Raw genomic sequence first — 19,651 nt, forward strand, 5'->3', positions numbered from 1 at the left:
ACTGAAAAATAGCTGAAACTCTAGCCCTAACTGGATTGGTACTTGATCGATGTTAAATCCTTGTTCTGTATAGCTTTGAACTAGATATCAGTGCTGATTTTTGTCTAAGTCCCATGACTGTTGTTGCTACCCTGGTCTTTAATGACTTCCCTAAATAGGTTAGAGTTTTGCGATTAAGCTCGTGGGAATTGATCCTTAAGATTTGCCAAAGCTGACCAACGGGAATCCATAGCAGTATCGTCAGGTGCAGCCATTTGCTGAGTGACCTCAATTCCTGGACAATCTTGATCACATAATTGCCGATGGGGAAGTCTTAAGCAAAGCTGTTCGTAGAGCCAAGCTTCAGGGTCAAAATGACCTTGAGGGGAGAGGGTTTCCACCAAATCCTCTAAAGCCACTTCTCGCTCTAACGGTAGATTATCGTTGAGAGTCTCAGCATTGGGATCGAGCCAAATCATTTCCTTCGCTTTTGCCCGCAGTCGATAATTATATTGTTGCAGACAACGATCGCACTTCAGGGTTACAATCGTTTCGGCGATCGCCTTCACCTCCAAGTAACTCCCTTGGTGAATCATCTTAATCCAGCCCTCGACAGGCATCAAAGAATCCAACCCATCTAAATACTCATCAACCTCAATCTTGAGTTTTCCATCTGGGCACTTTAACAACCCAGGAATATGGATCATCTGCATCATCCACCTCCTTGCAAACTACTCCCTGAGCTGGGGTCGCACGCGCACAATCAAGCATCGATGAGGCTCTTTACCCACACTCTCCGTCTCCAGATCCTCATACGATTGCAGAAACTGATGCACTTCTCTCCTTTCCGCTGATGAGAGCGCCTTCATCTCAAACTCAACCGCCGTTTGACGTACTGTATAAGCCGCCACCTCAGCCATTTTCTGCACTTCCTGCTGTCGCTGGTGACGATAGCCATTCAACTCGACTGTAAACGACCCCTGTTCCTCTCGGTCTTGTCCCAGATTGAGAATTGCATTAATCAGATACTGAATGGCATCTAAACTTTCGCCCCCCGTACCCACCAACTGTTCAATCTGGGACGTATTTAAAGGCGAAGGGTCAATCGTTAACCAAGACGTTTCCTGTCCTGACCATCCTTCAATTACCTCCACCCTCACCGCAGTGGCTAGTCCCATCTTCTTTAACAGGTTTTCTAGCCACTCCTGGCCGCGCTTTTGCATGGTTTCCTTCATCGCTGCTACCGAGGCCTATTTCTTTTTCGATTCCGGTTTAGTCTTCTTTTTAGACCGTTTTTCAAAAGGCAGATCCGCGCGATTCTCGGATAGTGTACCCGCAGGACTAACGCTCAGGCCTTTTTCCTCGACCAACTTCTGGAGATTTTCCGGCAACGGTTCCTTAGACAAAATAAACGTTTGTGCCGTTTGGAAAATATTGGCAATCACCATATACATCAAAACCCCAGCCGGTAAGGGAAAGAATAAGAACATCCCTGTAAAGATAATGGGCGTAATCTTATTAATGGTTTGTTGCTGGGAATTGGTATCATTATTGGTACTGGTTCCTCCCTGGCCAGACAGCACCTGGTTCAGATACAAACTGACCCCGAAGAACAACACCATTCCGAGGATGTCGAAGTTAATATTGCCATTATCATCAACAGCCCCAACTCTTCCGAGAGCTTTAATAAATAAAAATCCTTTCTCTGCTGCTAATCCTGGAACTGTCCCTTGAAGGGTCACTTCTCCCGGTTGAAGAGCAACCAAAGAGCCATCGGGATTAACCTCAACAAACTCTTCACCCTTAGTTATCGTCCAAGTCGGTTGTAGCTTTTGTACCTGATCCGGATACTGAGCCACCAACTCGTTAACCGTTTTTCCTTCTACAGTTTGTAGGTTAATTTGGGTTTTCTCGCCTACCCCAATTTTATTACCTCCAGGCAAAATTGCCGCTACTTTAGCATGAACCCCATCTTCGATATAGATGTTTTGGGGTTTGGTGGCATAAATTTGGGGTTGAATTCGCTGAATCTGTTCTTGGGGGAAAATCTGCACATCCACTGTATAGTTAACATCGGCAAAGGGCGATCCTCGCAATGTGGCAAACAGAGCAAATAGCACCGGCATTTGAATCAGGACTGGCAAACACCCGGCTAAGGGATTCCCCACCTCTTTGAAGAGTTTAGCCATCTCTTCTTGTTGTTTTGTGGGGTCATCTTTGTAGCGATTGCGAATTTCTTCTTGTCGCTTTTGCATGTAGGGCTGTACCACACGGGTGCGGCGCATACTGCGAATTGATCCGGCACTCAGGGGATACAGAGCAAACCGAATGACCAAGGTTAGGGCGACGATCGCCAAACCATAGCTCGGTACGATCCCGTAGAAAAAATCCAGGATCGGTAGCATAACGTTGCTAGAAAGAAAACCAATACCAAAGTCCATTCGTCGTGAGTTAACCTTTGCGCTGAGGAACTGCCTCTTCAGTGTATCTGATTGTCGGAGGCTTGATCTGATTAATTTTCACCGAGAACAGTCAGACTGTCCTCGGACTGATAAAGAATTAGGCGTTAACCTTACTCCCAGAGCCACTTTTCGTTTGGGCATTTTTGGAGATTTTGCCATTGATATAGTCATACAGTTCCCGAAACTGGGGGAGCGATCGCAGTTCTAGACGACTGCCATCCTTGAGCGTAATCACCATATCTCCCCACGATCCAAATCCCCTAGGAACAACGACCACTTGGGAGATTTCCGAGTAAATTACATCCGTGCGGTTGCGTCCCATCCATCCTCCAACACTGGAAACCCGGCGGCTGGTAATCCGATATCGAGACCAAATCGCTCGAATAATCGAACCAATGGTTAAGGGGAGAGCAATAATGGTAAAACCGATAAAAATATTGAAGATTAAATCTCCAATATGGGGGCCGCCATCATAGATGACATCTTCTTTAATTCCCATTCAGTACCTCTGCCTGTGCCAATAACTGCTCTAATTCTTGCAGAAATTCGTCCCAATTGCAGGATTGAACACTTGGGCGCACAATAAACACCAATCTCCACCCCCTCTGAATTTTGGGGAGCAGTTGGCGGAGTTTGGCCCGCATTTGCCGTTTTATCCGATTACGATAAACGGCTCGTTTATCAACTTTTTTGCCAATCGCAATGCCAATTTGGGTAGGGTGGCTTGGACGATGGGCATTTTGCGAACGAGAAAGTTTTGGCCCTAAAGCTCTTAGGGTCAAGTGGGCACTCTCATGTCGGCTTCCTTGACGATAGACTCCGACAAAATGTCGTCTATTTTTCAGTCGGTTAGCTTTGGGGAGCATGATATAGCGCTTCGCGCTGGTCATGGGTAAGAGGTAATGGGGGATTTCTCCCAATTGCACCCTTACCTCTTACCCAGCAAGGATTTCCTCTCATCCACATTAGCCGTAAATCTTAAACCGTTAACCGATGACGGCCTTTTTTACGACGGGTGCGAATGACTCGGCGGCCAGTATTACTGCGCATCCGGGCCCGAAACCCTGACGTTCTCTTTTGTTTGCGGTTGGTTCCTTCTAAGGTTCGTTTACTCATAGAATTGCTTTCACTTAAAGGGTTAGCGACTCAAATAAAAATGTCACAATCATTCATTATACCATAGTTCAGGGGATGTTCCCTGAAGGGGAAAAGGGAATAGGCCATCTCCCCATCCCCCATCCTCCAAGGGAATGAGGCAGTTATGGACTGATGCTTAATTCCCAAGTTCCGATATAGCGGGGGAGAGGAACCTCACCAGGGGTAAAAATTAGGCACTTAAACCGATAAATCCCAAATCCGGGGTTTTTGACATTGGAAAAGACTAATTCTAATCCAGGAGTACCTGCGGGGATGGGGTTTTCTGGATAAATCTCCACCAGTTTATTGTCTTCATCCCAAATCACCTCTTGTAGGGGTTGGGCCTCTCCTTTAATACGCACTTCTACTTTATCGGGGTCAATTTGGCCCGTATAGTTGGCGGGACTTTCAGAGTAGGAGATGGTAAATTGCTGAACTGCTTCTGTGAGTTTCTTTTGAGGCACTCGAAGCCGATAGCGATCCCATTGATTGGCAATGCCATCATAGTCAAGGCGGAAGGGTAGAGTATTTTCCCGTCCAGGACCCCCAAAGATAGTCAGTCCCGGTAAACCATTGGCGAAGGTTAGGGTAGGCACAGCCGCCACCAGACCTGTGGCGATCGCCGCAGCCAACAGAGGATACTTGATTGACTTTAATGTTTTAAGCATAGGAAAACTCCTCAACTCATCCTTAAATTTAAGACACCGTTACTTAACTTTACCAAAAGACACCCAAAGATTGACAAACGTCACCTCTATAGGGCCGTAGTGGGGACGCAAGGCGGGGTGCAAAAGTGCCAAAATACTTTAGGAGCAATCGCCAAACAGCATCCCCAGAACCCGGTTTCTAGATCCTATGACGAATTAGAACGTAGGGGTTAAGATTGAGCGCGATCGCTCCTAACTAAGGCTTGTTTCCTTTGCTTTATCGCCAACCAACCGTTGACTCCAACGGGTTTTTAGACCCGGTTTGCGCGACAAAGTGACCACTTCTGTGCCCCTTTCTGCTTGCTTTTTGCGTAAGTCTTCAAATATGGCATTCAAATCATAGTTGAAAGACTTGGCATAGGCTTCACGAATTTGGTGAATTTCTTCTACAATTTCATCTTTCCACATCAACTAATCTCCCATCAGTTCATTGGGGGTACAGAGAACGGGCAGCACATAGCCAAAATCTAAACTAATTTCTGCTAGTTTTCCTTGAATTTGGGCGTTGGCAATATGTTTACAGTTCCAGGTTAACAAATAATCCAAGCCGTGAACCGTTGCGGCAGCGATGTGGATGGCATCTATCTTGGCTTTGGGGGGTAAATTACTTCGGGCTAAAAATTCTGTTGCTAAACCTTGTACCGCCTGATTCAAGTCTAACACAGGAAGATCGCGTAAAATCTCTAGTCGTTGGGTGGCGATCGCCGGATCTCCTTGTGCTACTTCATCTAAAACGGCTTCTGAGGTATAGAGCGTGAACTCTCTCCGACGCAGTTCCCACCAGTCCCTTGTAATCTCCATGTTGGCAGCGATAATCAAGTTTTTGGTCGATCTAGCGGTGAGATAGCCTAAAATACTTGTTTCAATGTAAACTGTTTCACTCATATCGATAAAGGTTAACTCACTCTATTTTAGGCTACGGCGATCGCCACCTGTACAAAGAAACCGGGTTGGTGGTTTGACCTCGATAGGGGGCAGCATCCCCAGAATCAGGTTTCTAGATCTTATGACAAATCAGAAACTAGGAGTTAAGATAGAATCTGAAGCGATGTATTTCTTATCAGAATTACGAGGTTGGTCAGCACAGGCAATCTTATGGGATTTTATCAAGAGAAAAGCTTTGTTTCTTTATGCAATTCATGAAGCAGAATATCAACGCATGGAAGTTTTGATGGAAAAATATCAAGACTTGCCTATGGATTTAGCTGATGCTTCTCTTGTTGCTGTGGCAGAAAGTCAAAAGATTAAGCGAATCTTTACATTAGACAGTGATTTTTATGTTTATCGACTATATGATAAAGATGCTTTTGAAGTCATTCCTTGAGTTGAAATTTGGCGATTGCCCTTCAGTTTCGTCTCCTTCATCTTATGAGATTCATTCTGGAGAGTTCGTTAAAAGTCATACTCCCCTTTGAGTTGTTCTGGCTTGATGGGGATTGAATAGCGCTTCTTGATAATTGGTTCCACCTGCTCTTGAGCATTTCTCTTGGTTCCTACAAGCATCTCTAGTTCATTCCCATGGGATATTGCTTGTAAGGTTGCGTATCTGTAACTTGATTGGCTCCACACCCAATTCAGATCGATAGTCATGGTTCGATTACGGAAAGATAAGTCTATGTTAGGTACGGCCGAAATCTTGTCATCTTCTGATGGGGGTTGCGGTTCATATCGATTCATGATTTCGGCTAACTCTGAGATATAGATGCGGGTTAGTTCCGTAGCGCGATCGCGATCGCCGACAGCGCCCTCAAGAAAATCAGTAAGCATCCCCTTAATCGTTGTCAGTCTGGCTCGGTTTGTTTCATTAAGCATCAGTCTGTTCTGCCTTTTATTTCCTGTTAGATTTGGGACTCCGACAGTAACAATACTATCACTAAGAATGTTAGATCAAATCCCAAAAATCGCGCTACATATCAATCTCCGTGTCTCCGTGTCTCCGTGTTCCCGCGTCAACCATCTGTAGCACATATCTAAGAATTTCATATTACTCACCTTGATCGCGTACCTATCCAGTCAGGGTCTTGAAATCCCGCTAATTCATAAAATAAGTTAAAGATCCCCTTGGGTTTCCAGGGATCGGCCTACGATCCATAGGAACCAAATGCAAATGACTCAAATCCAGTCGGTGCTATCTATCCAGCAATAATGCTGGTTCGACCATAGCCCATTGATCGCTATAGAAGAGGAATATCCATGAAAATAGGAGTTGCGAAAGAAGTTGAGTATCGAGAACGCCGAGTTGCTCTAATTCCCGATGCGATCGCCAAGTTAACCAAACAGGGGTTAGAGATTTGGGTTGAATCTGGATTAGGCGAGCAGTCCTGCTTTGAGGATTCTGCCTATGAGGAAGCGGGAGCGCAAGTTATTTCTGATAAAGAGAAATTATGGAAAGAAGTAGATGTATTGTTAAAAGTTGGCTCTCCAGTCGAAGAAGAACTCGGTCTACTGACTCCCGGAAAGGTACTGATTAGCTTTTTGAATCCCTTGGGCCAACCAGAAATGATCCAGAAACTGGCCAATGCTCAGGTAACAGCTTTAAGTATGGAACTGATTCCCCGTACCAGTCGTGCCCAAAGTATGGACGCTTTATCCTCCCAAGCGGGGGTAGCGGGTTATAAGGCGGTTTTGATTGCGGCTGCGGCTCTGCCTAAGTTCTTTCCTATGTTAACCACGGCTGCGGGAACCATTCGACCGGCGAAAGTATTTGTCATTGGCGCTGGAGTTGCGGGTCTACAGGCGATCGCCACGGCTAGACGACTGGGAGCTGTCGTAGAAGCCTTTGATATTCGTCCCGCCGTCAAGGAAGAAGTACAAAGCTTGGGCGCTAAATTCGTGGAAGTAACACTCAATGAAGAAACCGTAGCCGAAGGAGGCTATGCACGGGAAATTTCGGAAGACTCCAAACGCCGTTCCCAAGAATTAGTCGCCGAGCATGTGAAAACGGCAGATGTGGTGATTACCACGGCTCAAGTTCCGGGTAAAAAAGCACCCCGGTTAGTGACGAAAGAAATGGTGGCACAAATGAAACCGGGTTCAGTGGTGGTTGATTTGGCCGCTGAACAAGGAGGTAACTGTGAAGTTAGCGAAGCAGGTAAAGATGTTGTCTATGAAGGAGTAACCGTCATTGGCCCCATTAATCTTCCGGCATCTATGGCCATTCATGCCTCACAAATGTATGCCAAAAATATCTCCACTCTGCTGAATTATCTGGTGAAAGAAGGCGAATTAAATCTCGACTTTGACGATGATATTATCAGCGGCACTGTAGTCACCCACGGCGGAGAAATCCGCAATCAGCGAGTTAAAGATGCCTTGGCTAGCGAACAATCTCCTGTTGCCAATTAACTGGGTTATGTAGGGATAGGAAAATCGAGAGATATGAGCGCTCCCTTCGACTCCGCTCAGGGAGCAGGGACGCAGAGAAGGTCTATTCCCTATTCCCTATTTCCCCTGTCCATTACTCATTACCTATCATCATGACAGAATCATTAATCGGCGCTTTATTTGTCTTTGTGCTTGCCAGTTTTGCTGGCTTTGAAGTAATTAACAAAGTTCCGCCTACGCTGCACACCCCTTTGATGTCTGGGGCGAATGCCATTTCTGGAATTGCCTTAATTGGGGCCTTAATTGTGGCCGGCGATCGCACCCTCAGCATTAGCGTAATCCTCGGTCTAATTGCCGTTGTCTGCGCCACAATCAACGTGGTGGGCGGTTTTTTGGTCACCGATCGCATGTTGCAAATGTTCAAGAAGAAAGAAGCCTGAACGCGAAGATTGGGAGATTTTCTATTCCCTATTCCCTATTCCCTATTACCTATTACCCAAATGACAGCATTAATGGATTATTTACCCACAGGGATTCAACTGGTTTATCTGGTTTCTGCGTCCTTGTTTATCATTGGTTTGAAACAACTTGGCTCTCCAGCAACGGCTCGCAATGGGAATTTATTAGGATCTGTTGCGATGTTTTTAGCCGTTGTAGTTACCCTGCTCGATCAGCAAGTTCTCAACTATGAACTGATTCTAGTGGGGATTATTATTGGTTCTCTGATTGGGGCGATCGCTGCTAAACAGGTCGCTATGACGGCCATGCCTCAGATGGTAGGCTTATTTAATGGTTTGGGGGGAGCTGCATCTGCTCTAGTGGCGATCGGTGAATTTTGGCGGCGCTTAAACCAGCAGCAACCGATTCCCATTGATGCCAATCTCTCCATTATTCTCAGCGTCTTTATCGGTGGCGTTACCCTCACCGGTTCTCTAATTGCCTTCGGAAAACTCCAAGGCTTACTCACCGGAGCGCCGATTAAATTTCCCCTGCAACAACCCATTAATATCCTCCTGCTGATTGCTTTTCTGGGTACAACCGGCTATTTACTCTACGACTCCATCAACGCCCCGGTTTTCCTGGTGATGACCGGAATTTCCTTACTCCTAGGTATCCTATTCGTCATTCCCATTGGCGGTGGCGATATGCCCGTAGTTATCTCCCTCCTCAACTCCCTTTCAGGTTTAGCCGCCAGCGCCGCCGGATTTGTGGTGATGAATAACGTCCTGATTATCTCCGGTGCATTAGTCGGAGCCTCTGGTTTAATCCTCACCCAAATCATGTGTAAAGCCATGAACCGCACCCTCACCAATGTTCTCTTTGGGGGCTTTGGAACCGCTGAAGGAACCAGTAGTAGTGGAAGTTCTGGAGGAGCAGTACAACAAACCGTTCACAGCATCGACTCCGAAGAAGGAGCCATGATGCTCGGCTATTCCAAATCCGTCGTAGTCGTTCCCGGATATGGCATGGCAGTTGCCCAAGCCCAGCATGTCGTCCGGGAGTTAGCTGATTTACTCGAAAAACAAGGAGTTGAAGTCAAATATGCCATTCATCCCGTAGCTGGACGGATGCCAGGACACATGAACGTCCTGTTAGCAGAAGCCAATGTTCCCTACAACCAACTCTATGACATGGATGACATCAATCCCCAATTTGACCAAACCGATGTGGCGCTAGTTATTGGAGCGAATGATGTTGTTAATCCTGCCGCTCGCAGTAATCAGGATAGCCCCATTTATGGGATGCCCATTCTAGAAGTAGACCGCGCCAAGCATACCATTGTCATTAAGCGCAGTTTGAATACTGGGTTTGCCGGTGTAGATAATGAGTTGTTTTACAAGGATAAAACAATGATGCTCTTTGGTAGCGCTAAGGATATGGTCAATCAACTCGTTTCTAGTGTCAAAGAGTTGTAGTTGTAGTCATTTCCAATAAAATGGAGAGAGTAGTGGCTCAAAGTTTTGAGCCACTACTGCTTTTTATTCCCTGGCGATCGTTGGTTAATTCATCGGATTTGATATAATCAGGATATTCGCGCAAACCAGGACAAACTCATGAAACTTTCTACAGCATTAATTTCCGTAGTAGATTATCTTGAAGGTGAAAAAAAGAGTCCCATCCGCCATGAATATCTTGGCGGCCAAATATTCGCCATGTCTGGTGGCAGCGAAGAACATAATCGTATTACTCTCAATATTGCTAGTTTCTTAAACTCTCACTTACGGGGCAGTGGTTGTAAAACATTCATGTCAGATATGAAAGTTAATATGCCCATGGCTCGCGATACTGCGGAGCTTTTTTATTATCCCGATGTCATGGTGACTTGTGACCCTCAAGATACGGAAAGATACTATAAAACTCGTCCTTGTTTAATTGTAGAGGTCCTTTCTCCTTCCACTCAAAGTTTAGATCGACGAGAAAAACGATTGAATTATCAAAGTTTGCCCAGTTTACAGGAATATTTTCTTGTTTCTCAAACCCAAATGAAGGTGGAAGTATATCGACGGGATACGGACGGAACCTGGTCTCTAGAAATCTTAGAGTCCGATGATAATTTAGAGTTAAATTCAGTGGGTTTAACCTTGACAATGGCAGAGATTTATGATGAGGTTTTGACACAGTGAGAGATGACCGAGTAATAGATTTCAATTCTATCCATGACTAAAGTTCCTATCTATGATGTGGTAATTGTGGGCGCTGGCCCAGTAGGGTTAGCTACGGCAATCGGTTTGCAAAAACGAGGTCTAGAAAATATCCTAGTTATTGATAAAACTCGTGAATTTCGTCAAGTTGGTCAGGGATTTGATTTACTACCAAATGGTTTAAAGGCGCTGAAACTGATTGCTCCAGATGCATATGACGCAGTTAAACAATCTGGAACTTTATATTTAGCTTCTCCCGATCAGCCTAGTTCCCCATCTCCTCAATGGGTCTATAAAAATACCCAAGGTGAAATTTTACGGGCTGTTCCTCTGAGTTTTGACCATTGGTTCAAAACCTATGGAGAAGGGCGCGTATCTATCGGTTGGTACACTTTGCAAACAACTTTAAGAACGCTGCTGTCTGAATCCCAAGTTCAAGCCAATTGCCGTTGTGTTAATATCGTACAAGAATCAGATACAGGATATCTGAGAATTGACTATCAATCTAATGGTCAAGAATCCCCAAATATTTATGCTCATTGGCCAGAAAGTTTCACAGAAAATCCCTCTACAGAACCGACTTCTATTCAATCTATTCGCGCTAAATTGGTAGTTGCTGCTGATGGCATTAATTCTACAGTTCGCCGTCTGATCTATCCAGACGATCGCCCTTTGTATTCCGGTTATGGTCTAATTGGATGTACGGGGACTGAAACAATTCCTGATACTTTAGCACAAACTATCTATGAAAAATTTATCGGCCAATTGCCTTTAGTCTCTATATTTAACGAACATTCAACACAGGGAATCAATAACAACAAGTCGCGTTTAATTTTGGCGAAAAGACCGAATCATCAATTTGCTTACATCATGCATCATTGTTTTTCTGTAGAAGAATTAACTCAACAAAGCAAGCCCGAAATTATCGATCGTACCATTCATATTCTGACCCAGGAAGAATTTCCAGAAGAATTGCTTGAGTTATTACGCTTATCTCCGGCAGACTCTATGGTAGCTCGTCCCTATTATATCTATCCGGTTACTGCTGATTTATCGTTTCCAGAAACGGCCGATCCTCGATTAAAAACAGCTTGCATCCCTGAGTTTTCATGGCATCGAGACAAAATAGTTTTAGCTGGAGATGCAGCTCACGGAATGCCGCCTTTTGCTGGACAAGGCGCTAATCAAGGTTTGGAAGATGCTTGGTGTTTGTCTAGGGGAATTTCTCGGTTATTTGAGCAAGGTTATGAAGAGAATTTAGAGAAAATTAATGAAGTGTTTGATGAGTATGAAAAAACTCGCTATCCAATTATGGCCCAAGTGCAACAAGCCACGTTGAGGGGATTATATCAAACTGACCAAGAATGGCAGGATTATAATCAAAGGATACATGGCAGGTCTTTAAGTTGAGATTGGACGCATCTCTCTTGCGATTAACTAACTCAAAGCAGCGATTATTGAGTCAATTTTAGAGCATTCAGTTTTAGGCGATCGCCTGCTCGAATGTACAACAACCGTTTTAGGGATAGCTGGGCGATCGGCACATGACATGTTTGGCTCCCCTGATGACCTGAAATTGCGATCATGTGCCACCTTATTTTCAGTCGTGCCACCCCCTGATTCTGTGTTTGTACAAGTGTTGGATCGGTTTTACAACGGGGAACGAGACAGGAAAACGTTGGAGTTGTTGGGATGCAATCAATAATACAGCGCCAAGCGCTCTCCGTGGAGGAATAGGGGAGTGGGTGGAGTGAATAACATATTCAAAGCTCCACCAAGTCTGTTCTTTGCTCCCTCTAGTTCCCCATCACAGCACCAAGCACTATAAAACAAGTCTGGGCTACGAAGACCCAATCAAATAACATCTTTTCGTCAGACAAGAGGACACCCTTCAATACAATATTGAAGTAATTGAAAGTTTTTTACTTGAGCTTTCTAAGAGCCTTTGAAGTACTGATTGAGATGCGATTCAAATCGGATAAAGTCATTTTCAATATCTGGGTTTTTCATCACATCAAAACAGACAAACGTTGGTAAAGGCTCCATGTCAAAAAACTTAAAGTTGAGATGCATCGGCCAGAATAAATCATCTACACTTTTGCCTTCAAATAACCACTGATTGGGATCGTTAAAGGCTTCTTTTGGTGCGTTAAACGTCAGGGAAAGCATGTATTTTTTACCAGTCAGCGTTCCACCCGTACCATATTGCTTGCTGGGGTCTTTGCGAGTTCTGCCATCACCGTTACAGAGCCGACTATCCAGACCAGAAGAATACACATAATCCATGTATTTTTTGAAGCTCCATGATACCCCCATCCAGTTGACGGGAGTTTGAAGAATAATTGCATCAGCCCACTGGTGTTTTGCGATTTCTTCTTCAATGTCGTAATCATCTTTCATCGTAGTGATTTTGACGGTATATCCTTTGGCACTCAGAAGAGTTTGGGCTTTTTCAACTAACGCGGCATTGAGTTTGCCGGGGGAGATAGCATATTCTTCGTGGCCATTGATGATGAAGATATTTGGCATGGTTGAAATTTCCTGGGGTTATGGTTGATAGGGGCAATCGAAGTTATTACAGCCCTTTCAAAGCATCTACAATAACACTCGGTTCTGCCCGTTTGGTGTAATCGACATCTGTAAAGGCATACACAATTTCGCCATTGGGTTGGATGACATAGGTGGCGGGAATGGGTAATTCAAAATGGTCATTGCCATTATGAGCCGCCACATCAATGCCGAAACTTTGATAAATAGGAAGCAGAGAAGCGGGCAACTTAAAGACCAGCCCAAATTGTCGAGCGACCTGATTGTCCACATCACTTAAGACGGGAAACGCTAACTCATTTTTCTCTTGCGTGGTTAAGGAATTATCTGGAGTTTCGGGCGAAATGGCGACTAGAGTGGCTCCAGTCTCTTCAATACTTGCCAGGGCATTTTGCAATGCCTGGAGTTCTAGGTTGCAGTAGGGACACCAACCGCCGCGATAGAATGCGATCGCTACAGGGCCTTTCGTCAAAAGTTCTTTAATACTCACAGGTTGCCCTGTAGCGTTTGGCAAAGTGAAGTCTGGAATGGTATCGCCCACCTTGAGCGTTTGCTTCAGAATCCCGGAGTCCCCTAAGTCCGTGGTAGCCTGCTGCATTACATTCTGTGTTTCTTGGGGAACATTACTGCGAAATTGTTGTTGGAAAGCTTGTAAGTCGTTTGCGAGCGTCATGTTGAATTCTCCAATGGGTATTAAGTGTGAGTTTACGCATTAAACCGTGAGGCATTTTCGGCTTGGGAAGCGGCTTCATCCCCTTTGCCAAAGAATGCTGAGAAGGGTTTGGGAATCGTGACGGCCTTTTGAGTGGCAGGTCGAGCATCGATGCGATCGCACCAAGCTTGGAGGTTATCGAGTCCCTCAATGGAAACTTTTGCCCAAGGGTACGATCGCACCCAGGGATACGTGGCAATATCAACAATGGTGAAGTCGTCTCCCAATAAATAGGCTTTGCCTTCGAGTTGCTGGTCTAGCACTTCTAGCAATCTCCGTGACTCGGCCACGTAGCGATCGATCGCGTATTGGTCTTCAATTCCTTTAGGGGCGGCAATGCGTTGAAAGTACATGGCTTGCCCCATCATTGGCCCAATGCCACTCATCTGAAACATCAGCCATTGCAAGGCTTGAGACCGGGCTTTTTCGTCGAGCGGAAGAAACTTCTGGTACTTTTGTGCGAGATACCAGAGAATTGCTCCCGACTCGAAAACGACAAAGTCATCATTGCCGCGATCAATAATTGTCGGAATGCGGCCATTGGGGTTGAGCTTCATATACCACTCAGATTTTTGCTCTTTTTTCCCAAAGTCAATGTAGGTCAGTTCGTACTCAACCTCCGCCTCTTCGAGAAAGATGACGGGCTTCCAACCATTCATCGTGGAAGCGGTGTACAGATGAATATCGGGGGATGCCATAACAACCTCTGATCATGAAAGGATGTAAATCGGATATAGGAGACGGCTAGTGCTTGTCGTCATCCCAAAATCCGGCCAGTGATGGTACAGGTGAGCTATATATCTTAAGATAAATAATCTAGTAACTAGCGTCAACCAGTATACTTTTAGTAACCAAATTTATTATGAGTACTGTTACCAACATCACCACAGATAGCAAGGGTCGCAAGAGTGCAGTAGAGCCTTGTTTAGAACCCTGCCCCATTGAGCGAGGAATGCGCGTGTTGGGGGGCAAATGGAAAGGCTCAATTCTCTGGCATCTCAAAGATGGCCCGGTGCGCTTCAATGATTTGGTGCGACAGTTAGGGGGAGCCAGTAAAAAGATGGTGAGCCAGCGGCTGCAAGAAATGGAAGAATCGGGTTTGGTCAAACGGGAAGTAGTGAGCGATCGCCCGATCGCCGTCGCCTACGAAATCACCGAGTTTGGCCAAACTGCGCTCGGCTTTTTGGAAGAACTCAAAAATTGGTCAGAAGCTAATAATATCTAGAGGAATTGCAGATTTTCAGGTATGCTAAGGCATAATTGGAAAAAATCACCACGTAAATGAAGGGTTTGGGAATAGGCAGAAGTTGCTGTTGTGACCCAATCTATAGCGATCGCCTTATCCAATACTATACAGACATTGACCTTATGCGACATATAGGCTGCTGTATAATTACCCTTGTGTTGACCCTCATTCCATTGCCGTCATTTGCAGAACCTCTAGCACAGTTCTTAATAGGTGAATAGACATGCCAACCGACAGAAGGAGGTACAGCATTCACATGGAGAGTTACGGACGAGGTTGGCTTATTGGAAAGGGATTTGAAGACAATCGTTTAAGCTCAGTCGAAACCTGGTCTTTTAATTCCGAAGGCCAGCTAATGGAGCGGCGACAGTTTTCATCTAATGGAGCGTTTATTGAGCTTTCTGTGGTTGAGCGTGGTCAACAGAATCTCTCCTCTAGGGGTCAACTAACCCGTCGTACAGGTGAAAGGGTTCAAATTCAACATTCTCTAAGGAAAATAGACGAGAATCATATTGAAGTGACGTGGGAGGCTTACATGGATAACAGTTGCTGATGAGATCTGTGTGCGCCGAGAAATTTAGGCTTTGACATTACCCCATGGTTAACTGTCAAGTTCTTGAAAGAGCATGTATGATGATAAATAGGGATGCATAACTCAAAAGTCATACCTAGATTGTGATTGATGATTGGATTGCTCTGCCAGTCGCTTGGTATAATTACTCTCAACTCCCAGATAAAGGTAGTAATTAGAGCGACAATGACGATCGAACACCTGCTTAACTTGCGTCATAATCAATCTAGGATAGCCCTATCCTGGCAGTCAAACTTAAGAAGCGAGTAAGGCCTCAATGAGCTACTGCGTTAACCCGGTTTGTCCAAATCCAGAAAATTCTCCCAATGCTCAAGTTTGTGCTGCTTGTGGCTCCAAACTGCTGCTTCGAGAACGTTATCATATCTCTAAACTCTTGGGACAAGGTGGATTTGGGGCAACTTTTCTGGCTCAAAATTTATCCCTTCCAGGGAATCCCTATTGTGTGATTAAGCAATTGCGCCCGGCTTCTACCTCTCCTCAAACCCTGCAAATGGCTAGAGAGCTGTTTCGACGAGAAGCAAAGACCCTGGGTAAAATTGGCAATCATCCACAGTTACCTGGTTTGCTCGATTATTTTGAAACTGAACAGGAATTTTATTTGGTTCAGGAATACATTAGCGGAGCAACCTTAAGCCGAGAGGTAAAACGGGGAGGGCCATTTACGGAAGCCGGAATTAAGCAGTTTTTAAGCGAGCTGTTGCCAGTCATTGAGTATATTCACTCCAATCAGGTTATTCATCGAGATATTAAACCCGCTAATTTGATTCGCCGCAATCAGGATAAGAAGTTAGTGTTGATTGATTTTGGGGCAGTTAAGGATCAGGTAAATCCGACAGCAGTAGATAATAGTTCAGAACAAACTGCTCTAACGGCTTTTGCGATTGGCACTCCAGGATATGCCCCCCCAGAACAAATGGCTCTGAGACCCGTTTATGCCAGCGATATTTATGCAGTGGGTGTAACTTGTATTTATTTGTTAACCGCTAAATCTCCAAAGGATTTGGGTTACGATCCGGCGACCGGCGAAATTCTTTGGGAACGACAGGTACAAATTAGCGATCATTTAACTCGCGTGTTGAAGAAAATGCTCGATGGGTCAGTTAAACATCGCTATCAGTGTGCCCAAGATATTTTGAAGGCTTTAGAGTTAGAGCCTTATTTGGATAGTTTAGCCCAAGGGATGTTAACGGGGCCAGTGAAACCGACAACGGAGACCTCTTCTAGGGGGACAGGAGGGCGCAATACTGGGAATTCTGGCCCAAGTAGCCATCTCTCTCGTTTCGGGGTGTCGATTCGTTCGCGCCAATCTAGATTGCGAGGCGGTAATACAGGACTTTCTAATACCTCAATTTCAACTCAAGCCAATTCTGGCCCAACTTCGGGAGGAAGTTCGGGGGCAAACAAGCCAAAGATTCCCACTCGTTTGAAGGAGCAAGAGCTGCTCACCTATTATGCCAAGGGTCGTAGGGATTTTGTCGATCATGACTTGAGTGCCCTTAATCTTCAGGAAATGGTGTTTCCAGAGGCAAATTTCCGAGAATGTAAGTTTGTGAAGACAAATTTCACTCGTGCCAATTTATTTCGCTCGGATTTTACAAAGGCGCGTTTAAAACAGACAATTTTGCGGGATGCGAATTTGAGTCGCGCTTATTTTAATTATGCGAATTTAGAGGGGGCGGATCTGCGGGGCGCTGATTTGAGTTATGCCTATTTGAGTAGTGCCAATTTGAATGGGGCAAATTTATGTGGGGCGAATTTAACGGGGGCTAAGGTGACCGATCAGCAGCTAAAGCGGGCGCGAACGAATTGGAGGACGGTGTTACCCAAAGGGCGCGGAAAGTAGGCTGAATGAAGTTGGAACCCGAAAACTTAATCAAGGTTTAATAGTGAAAACCCAGGTTTAGGGCTGACAATCTTCTGAACTCTTGAGTTATCGATCGTGTTTTTCTCGCCATATTTGAGCTGTTAACTCCATCCTTAACATATCCTCTACACTACTATCAGGCATAGTCCATGAACTATAGAGGATTGTTTTCACAACAAATCCTAATTTCTGGAAAAGGTTTACTGAAGCCCTATTAGATACTAAAACGGCTGCTCCAATAAGTTCAAAGTTCAATTCCTCAAATGTGTAATCAATTAATTGCCCGATCGCTAATGTCCCATATCCTCTATTTCTGTACATTTCATCCAAGATTGCGATACCAATTTCTGCGGTTCCTATTTCCCAATTAATTCCCTTAAGAACAGCATATCCAATCGGCAGGATTTCGGTAACATAATAAATCCCAAAGGCTAGGGGGTCACCCGATCGAGAATAGGGGAAAGCAAACAATGAGATGGCTTGTATGAATTCTTCGGTTTGATCGAGTTCAAAATATGGATTCCAGCCTAACAAAAGACTTAACTCTGGATTGCGAGCCAGCTTTATTAAGTGACTCACATGCCCACTTTCCATAGGCTGAAGAAAGATTTTGTTTGGACTCTTGGGTTCTAAAATTACTTTCTTATCCATGACTTTCTCTTTTCTCACGTAAAGGTTTAAAGGCAATCAACCAAACTTCTTGTGGAAAATAGTACGAAGAATCCCGATACAGGGATTTAAGATATTTTGCCATTCTAGGGCGAGCAAGCAACATCTCTAGGAAAATATTTCTAGAGGTATCTAATTGAGTATGTTCCTTATCTTTATTGAAACTGTTAATGGTCGCTTCGTGTTTAATATAATGTTCTATGGCTGCGAGATCGTCAGCTTGGATTTGCTCTTCATAGACAATACGGTAGACCTGATGCTCGATTCTACAGGATGAGAGGGCTGCGACAATATCTTCTGCTGAGGTAAAGCGATCGCCTCTCCCTTCTGCAAAGATATGCCGATATTGCTCGTAGAAATTAACATAGAAAGACCTCTGAGTCGCCAGCGCAATAAATCCAACTCCAGTCTCATTGAGCGAACCCGCACATTTTTGTAAGACCGATTCTAAATCTTGACGGGGAACCATGTAGAAACCATGCATTGACCACAGCAGATCGTAGGCATTGGGATCGAGTTCAGCCTCCTGAATTGTGCTATTGTATTGCTTCTCCTGGCGGAAAGGATGATACATCTTCTGTTGAACTTGAGTAATAGCACTTTCAGAGGGATCTAATGCGTCATAGATAATTGATTCAATTGCTTCGTCGAGTTGAACATAGCGATCGAACGCCTGCAACCATCTTCCCGTACCACAGGCAACATCGAGTAACCGAAGGGGGGATGGTTGAGTTGGGCTGTTTAATTTTTGCTGATGTTGTTTGAAGAAAGTTCCCGACCAATCAAATTGTCGAGCCAGTTGCCAATAATCCACGACTGGATCTAAATCATCTGGTTTTCTTACAGCAGCGTTGTCTGGAACAGCTTGGAGAACAAAAACACCCAGAGGTTCCTGAATAAATGCTTTGCCAGAGTCATCAGTTTCAGCTAACTGCGAAAATGCCTAGAGAACCTTCGCAAATTTTGCCTCGTGCAGTTGGCGTAGATCGCATTCCATGCAAAAGGACCTAATTTTGATGCCTGTATCCGATCGCACTAAGCATGACGTGACATCTAATTGAGCATCAACAGGATAAAACTGGTATGGCCAAGATTGGCGATCGAGTAAATTTTGAATATCATCTGCGGTCAACAGTTCATCCTCATTGCCCTTAATATCGAGCATATACTCGCGCTGGATTTGAGGAATACCGGTAGCCGCTTGGTGAACGATAATGACTCTCCCATTCGGTTTGGTATGAGCTAGGGCATGTTCAATGGCTTGAGGTGGATCGTCAAAGTAGTATAAAACATGGGTTAACAACACCAGGTCATACGGTTCTTGAGAAAGGGGTTGATGTGGATCGAAGGAATCTTCACGTACCGATACGTTTATGGTATGTGCTAAAGAGGCGTGGTGAAGGCGATCGAGGAAGCGATCGCGATGAATCGGATTCGGTTCAAGAGCAACATAGTGCAACTGTTGCCACGGGCGATCGGCTTGAGGAGCGAGACTCTTAATGATTTCCAGATCGATATCCCCTTCTCCGCTACCGATGCTGAGTACCGATAATGTATCATCATTGTGCAGGGGCGATCAGGATTGCATTAACACGGTCAAATTGCTCTGAAACCACTCAATTGATGCCTTAGTCATCGTTGAGGCAGCTTTACGCAGCTCATAACTTTCAGCGTAAAATCGATCGTCTAATGCTGGCGCAAAGAATAGTGGCGAGTTTTTATGGCCTTCTTTTTCTACATTATGTTCTAAGCTTCCTGTCACTTCATCTG

25 protein-coding genes are annotated in these 19,651 nt (G+C 44.9%); 9 read left to right on the plus strand and 16 right to left on the minus strand.

The window, feature by feature from the left end; translation table 11 throughout:
* Window positions 1-173 precede the first annotated feature (173 nt).
* The 9 genes from PN466_RS17360 to PN466_RS17400 all read right to left on the minus strand — a co-directional run bounded on the left by PN466_RS17360 (window position 174) and on the right by PN466_RS17400 (window position 5,170).
* Window positions 174-692 (minus strand): YceD family protein, encoded by a 519-nt coding sequence (locus tag PN466_RS17360; RefSeq protein WP_271941827.1) that lies wholly within the window; start codon window positions 690-692, stop codon window positions 174-176.
* Window positions 693-710: 18 nt separating this feature from the next.
* Window positions 711-1,214: a Jag family protein gene (locus tag PN466_RS17365; RefSeq protein WP_271941576.1), complete on the minus strand. Its 504-nt coding sequence runs from the start codon at window positions 1,212-1,214 to the stop codon at window positions 711-713.
* A gap of 15 nt (window positions 1,215-1,229) precedes the next feature.
* Window positions 1,230-2,420: a membrane protein insertase YidC gene (gene yidC / locus PN466_RS17370; RefSeq protein WP_271941579.1), complete on the minus strand. Its 1,191-nt coding sequence runs from the start codon at window positions 2,418-2,420 to the stop codon at window positions 1,230-1,232.
* 118 nt (window positions 2,421-2,538) lie between these two features.
* Complete coding sequence (locus PN466_RS17375; RefSeq protein ID WP_271941582.1) at window positions 2,539-2,940, minus strand: PH domain-containing protein; 402 nt, start codon at window positions 2,938-2,940, stop codon at window positions 2,539-2,541.
* On the minus strand, window positions 2,930-3,307 hold the full coding sequence (gene rnpA / locus PN466_RS17380) for a ribonuclease P protein component (protein WP_271941830.1): 378 nt from the start codon (window positions 3,305-3,307) through the stop codon (window positions 2,930-2,932). Before rnpA ends, PN466_RS17375 begins: the two co-directional genes overlap by 11 nt.
* A 112-nt stretch (window positions 3,308-3,419) precedes the next feature.
* On the minus strand, window positions 3,420-3,557 hold the full coding sequence (gene rpmH, locus PN466_RS17385; RefSeq protein ID WP_271941585.1) for a 50S ribosomal protein L34: 138 nt from the start codon (window positions 3,555-3,557) through the stop codon (window positions 3,420-3,422).
* Between the two features lie 143 nt (window positions 3,558-3,700).
* Window positions 3,701-4,246, minus strand: coding sequence for a DUF2808 domain-containing protein (locus tag PN466_RS17390; protein ID WP_271941587.1), 546 nt, complete (start codon window positions 4,244-4,246; stop codon window positions 3,701-3,703).
* A 231-nt stretch (window positions 4,247-4,477) separates the two neighbouring features.
* Entirely contained in the window at window positions 4,478-4,693 is a 216-nt protein-coding gene (locus PN466_RS17395) for a hypothetical protein (protein WP_271941589.1), read from the minus strand.
* Between the two features lie 3 nt (window positions 4,694-4,696).
* The gene (locus PN466_RS17400) at window positions 4,697-5,170 is read right to left on the minus strand and encodes a type II toxin-antitoxin system VapC family toxin (protein WP_271941591.1); all 474 of its coding nucleotides are present in this window, start codon (window positions 5,168-5,170) and stop codon (window positions 4,697-4,699) included.
* Between the two features lie 121 nt (window positions 5,171-5,291).
* On the opposite strand from PN466_RS17400, the gene PN466_RS17405 reads away from it, so the two are divergent.
* Window positions 5,292-5,609, plus strand: coding sequence for a type II toxin-antitoxin system VapC family toxin (locus PN466_RS17405; RefSeq protein ID WP_271941593.1), 318 nt, complete (start codon window positions 5,292-5,294; stop codon window positions 5,607-5,609).
* Between the two features lie 68 nt (window positions 5,610-5,677).
* Here PN466_RS17405 and PN466_RS17410 read toward each other — a convergent pair whose 3' ends face one another.
* A complete protein-coding gene (locus tag PN466_RS17410; RefSeq protein ID WP_271941596.1) occupies window positions 5,678-6,097 on the minus strand; it encodes a hypothetical protein in 420 nt (139 codons plus the stop codon).
* A 381-nt stretch (window positions 6,098-6,478) separates the two neighbouring features.
* Between PN466_RS17410 and PN466_RS17415 the strand changes: the two genes are divergently transcribed.
* The 6 genes from PN466_RS17415 to PN466_RS26415 all read left to right on the plus strand — a co-directional run bounded on the left by PN466_RS17415 (window position 6,479) and on the right by PN466_RS26415 (window position 11,956).
* A complete protein-coding gene (locus PN466_RS17415; protein ID WP_271941599.1) occupies window positions 6,479-7,630 on the plus strand; it encodes a Re/Si-specific NAD(P)(+) transhydrogenase subunit alpha in 1,152 nt (383 codons plus the stop codon).
* 131 nt (window positions 7,631-7,761) lie between these two features.
* Window positions 7,762-8,049: an NAD(P) transhydrogenase subunit alpha gene (locus PN466_RS17420; RefSeq protein WP_271941602.1), complete on the plus strand. Its 288-nt coding sequence runs from the start codon at window positions 7,762-7,764 to the stop codon at window positions 8,047-8,049.
* Between the two features lie 60 nt (window positions 8,050-8,109).
* Window positions 8,110-9,525 (plus strand): NAD(P)(+) transhydrogenase (Re/Si-specific) subunit beta, encoded by a 1,416-nt coding sequence (locus PN466_RS17425; RefSeq protein WP_271941832.1) that lies wholly within the window; start codon window positions 8,110-8,112, stop codon window positions 9,523-9,525.
* 138 nt (window positions 9,526-9,663) lie between these two features.
* A complete protein-coding gene (locus PN466_RS17430; protein WP_271941604.1) occupies window positions 9,664-10,233 on the plus strand; it encodes a Uma2 family endonuclease in 570 nt (189 codons plus the stop codon).
* Between the two features lie 33 nt (window positions 10,234-10,266).
* Complete coding sequence (locus PN466_RS17435) at window positions 10,267-11,661, plus strand: FAD-dependent oxidoreductase (protein ID WP_271941607.1); 1,395 nt, start codon at window positions 10,267-10,269, stop codon at window positions 11,659-11,661.
* 85 nt (window positions 11,662-11,746) lie between these two features.
* The gene (locus PN466_RS26415; RefSeq protein WP_271941835.1) at window positions 11,747-11,956 is read left to right on the plus strand and encodes a DUF1810 family protein; all 210 of its coding nucleotides are present in this window, start codon (window positions 11,747-11,749) and stop codon (window positions 11,954-11,956) included.
* Between the two features lie 230 nt (window positions 11,957-12,186).
* On the opposite strand, the gene PN466_RS17445 is transcribed toward PN466_RS26415, so the two are convergent.
* Genes PN466_RS17445 through PN466_RS17455 form a run of 3 tightly spaced genes read right to left on the minus strand, consistent with a single transcriptional unit; the run spans window position 12,187 to window position 14,208 of the window.
* Window positions 12,187-12,780, minus strand: a complete 594-nt coding sequence (locus tag PN466_RS17445) for an NAD(P)H-dependent oxidoreductase (RefSeq protein ID WP_271941610.1) — start codon at window positions 12,778-12,780, stop codon at window positions 12,187-12,189.
* A gap of 46 nt (window positions 12,781-12,826) precedes the next feature.
* A complete protein-coding gene (locus PN466_RS17450) occupies window positions 12,827-13,471 on the minus strand; it encodes a peroxiredoxin-like family protein (RefSeq protein WP_271941613.1) in 645 nt (214 codons plus the stop codon).
* A gap of 32 nt (window positions 13,472-13,503) precedes the next feature.
* Complete coding sequence (locus PN466_RS17455) at window positions 13,504-14,208, minus strand: glutathione S-transferase family protein (protein ID WP_271941615.1); 705 nt, start codon at window positions 14,206-14,208, stop codon at window positions 13,504-13,506.
* A gap of 164 nt (window positions 14,209-14,372) precedes the next feature.
* On the opposite strand from PN466_RS17455, the gene PN466_RS17460 reads away from it, so the two are divergent.
* Window positions 14,373-14,735, plus strand: a complete 363-nt coding sequence (locus tag PN466_RS17460) for a winged helix-turn-helix transcriptional regulator (protein WP_271941617.1) — start codon at window positions 14,373-14,375, stop codon at window positions 14,733-14,735.
* An 869-nt stretch (window positions 14,736-15,604) separates the two neighbouring features.
* On the plus strand, window positions 15,605-17,191 hold the full coding sequence (locus tag PN466_RS17465; RefSeq protein WP_271941620.1) for a serine/threonine-protein kinase: 1,587 nt from the start codon (window positions 15,605-15,607) through the stop codon (window positions 17,189-17,191).
* An 87-nt stretch (window positions 17,192-17,278) separates the two neighbouring features.
* Here the strand turns inward: PN466_RS17465 and PN466_RS17470 are convergent, their stop codons facing one another.
* From PN466_RS17470 to PN466_RS17480, 3 genes are all read right to left on the minus strand, one after another.
* Window positions 17,279-17,863, minus strand: a complete 585-nt coding sequence (locus PN466_RS17470; RefSeq protein WP_271941623.1) for a GNAT family N-acetyltransferase — start codon at window positions 17,861-17,863, stop codon at window positions 17,279-17,281.
* Complete coding sequence (locus PN466_RS17475; RefSeq protein WP_271941625.1) at window positions 17,856-18,695, minus strand: class I SAM-dependent methyltransferase; 840 nt, start codon at window positions 18,693-18,695, stop codon at window positions 17,856-17,858. The genes PN466_RS17470 and PN466_RS17475 overlap by 8 nt, the downstream gene beginning before the upstream one ends.
* A gap of 129 nt (window positions 18,696-18,824) precedes the next feature.
* Window positions 18,825-19,451: a class I SAM-dependent methyltransferase gene (locus PN466_RS17480; RefSeq protein WP_271941838.1), complete on the minus strand. Its 627-nt coding sequence runs from the start codon at window positions 19,449-19,451 to the stop codon at window positions 18,825-18,827.
* Window positions 19,452-19,651: the final 200 nt, after the last annotated feature.

It is taken from the genome of Roseofilum reptotaenium CS-1145 (genome assembly GCF_028330985.1).
Taxonomy (GTDB): domain Bacteria; phylum Cyanobacteriota; class Cyanobacteriia; order Cyanobacteriales; family Desertifilaceae; genus Roseofilum; species Roseofilum reptotaenium.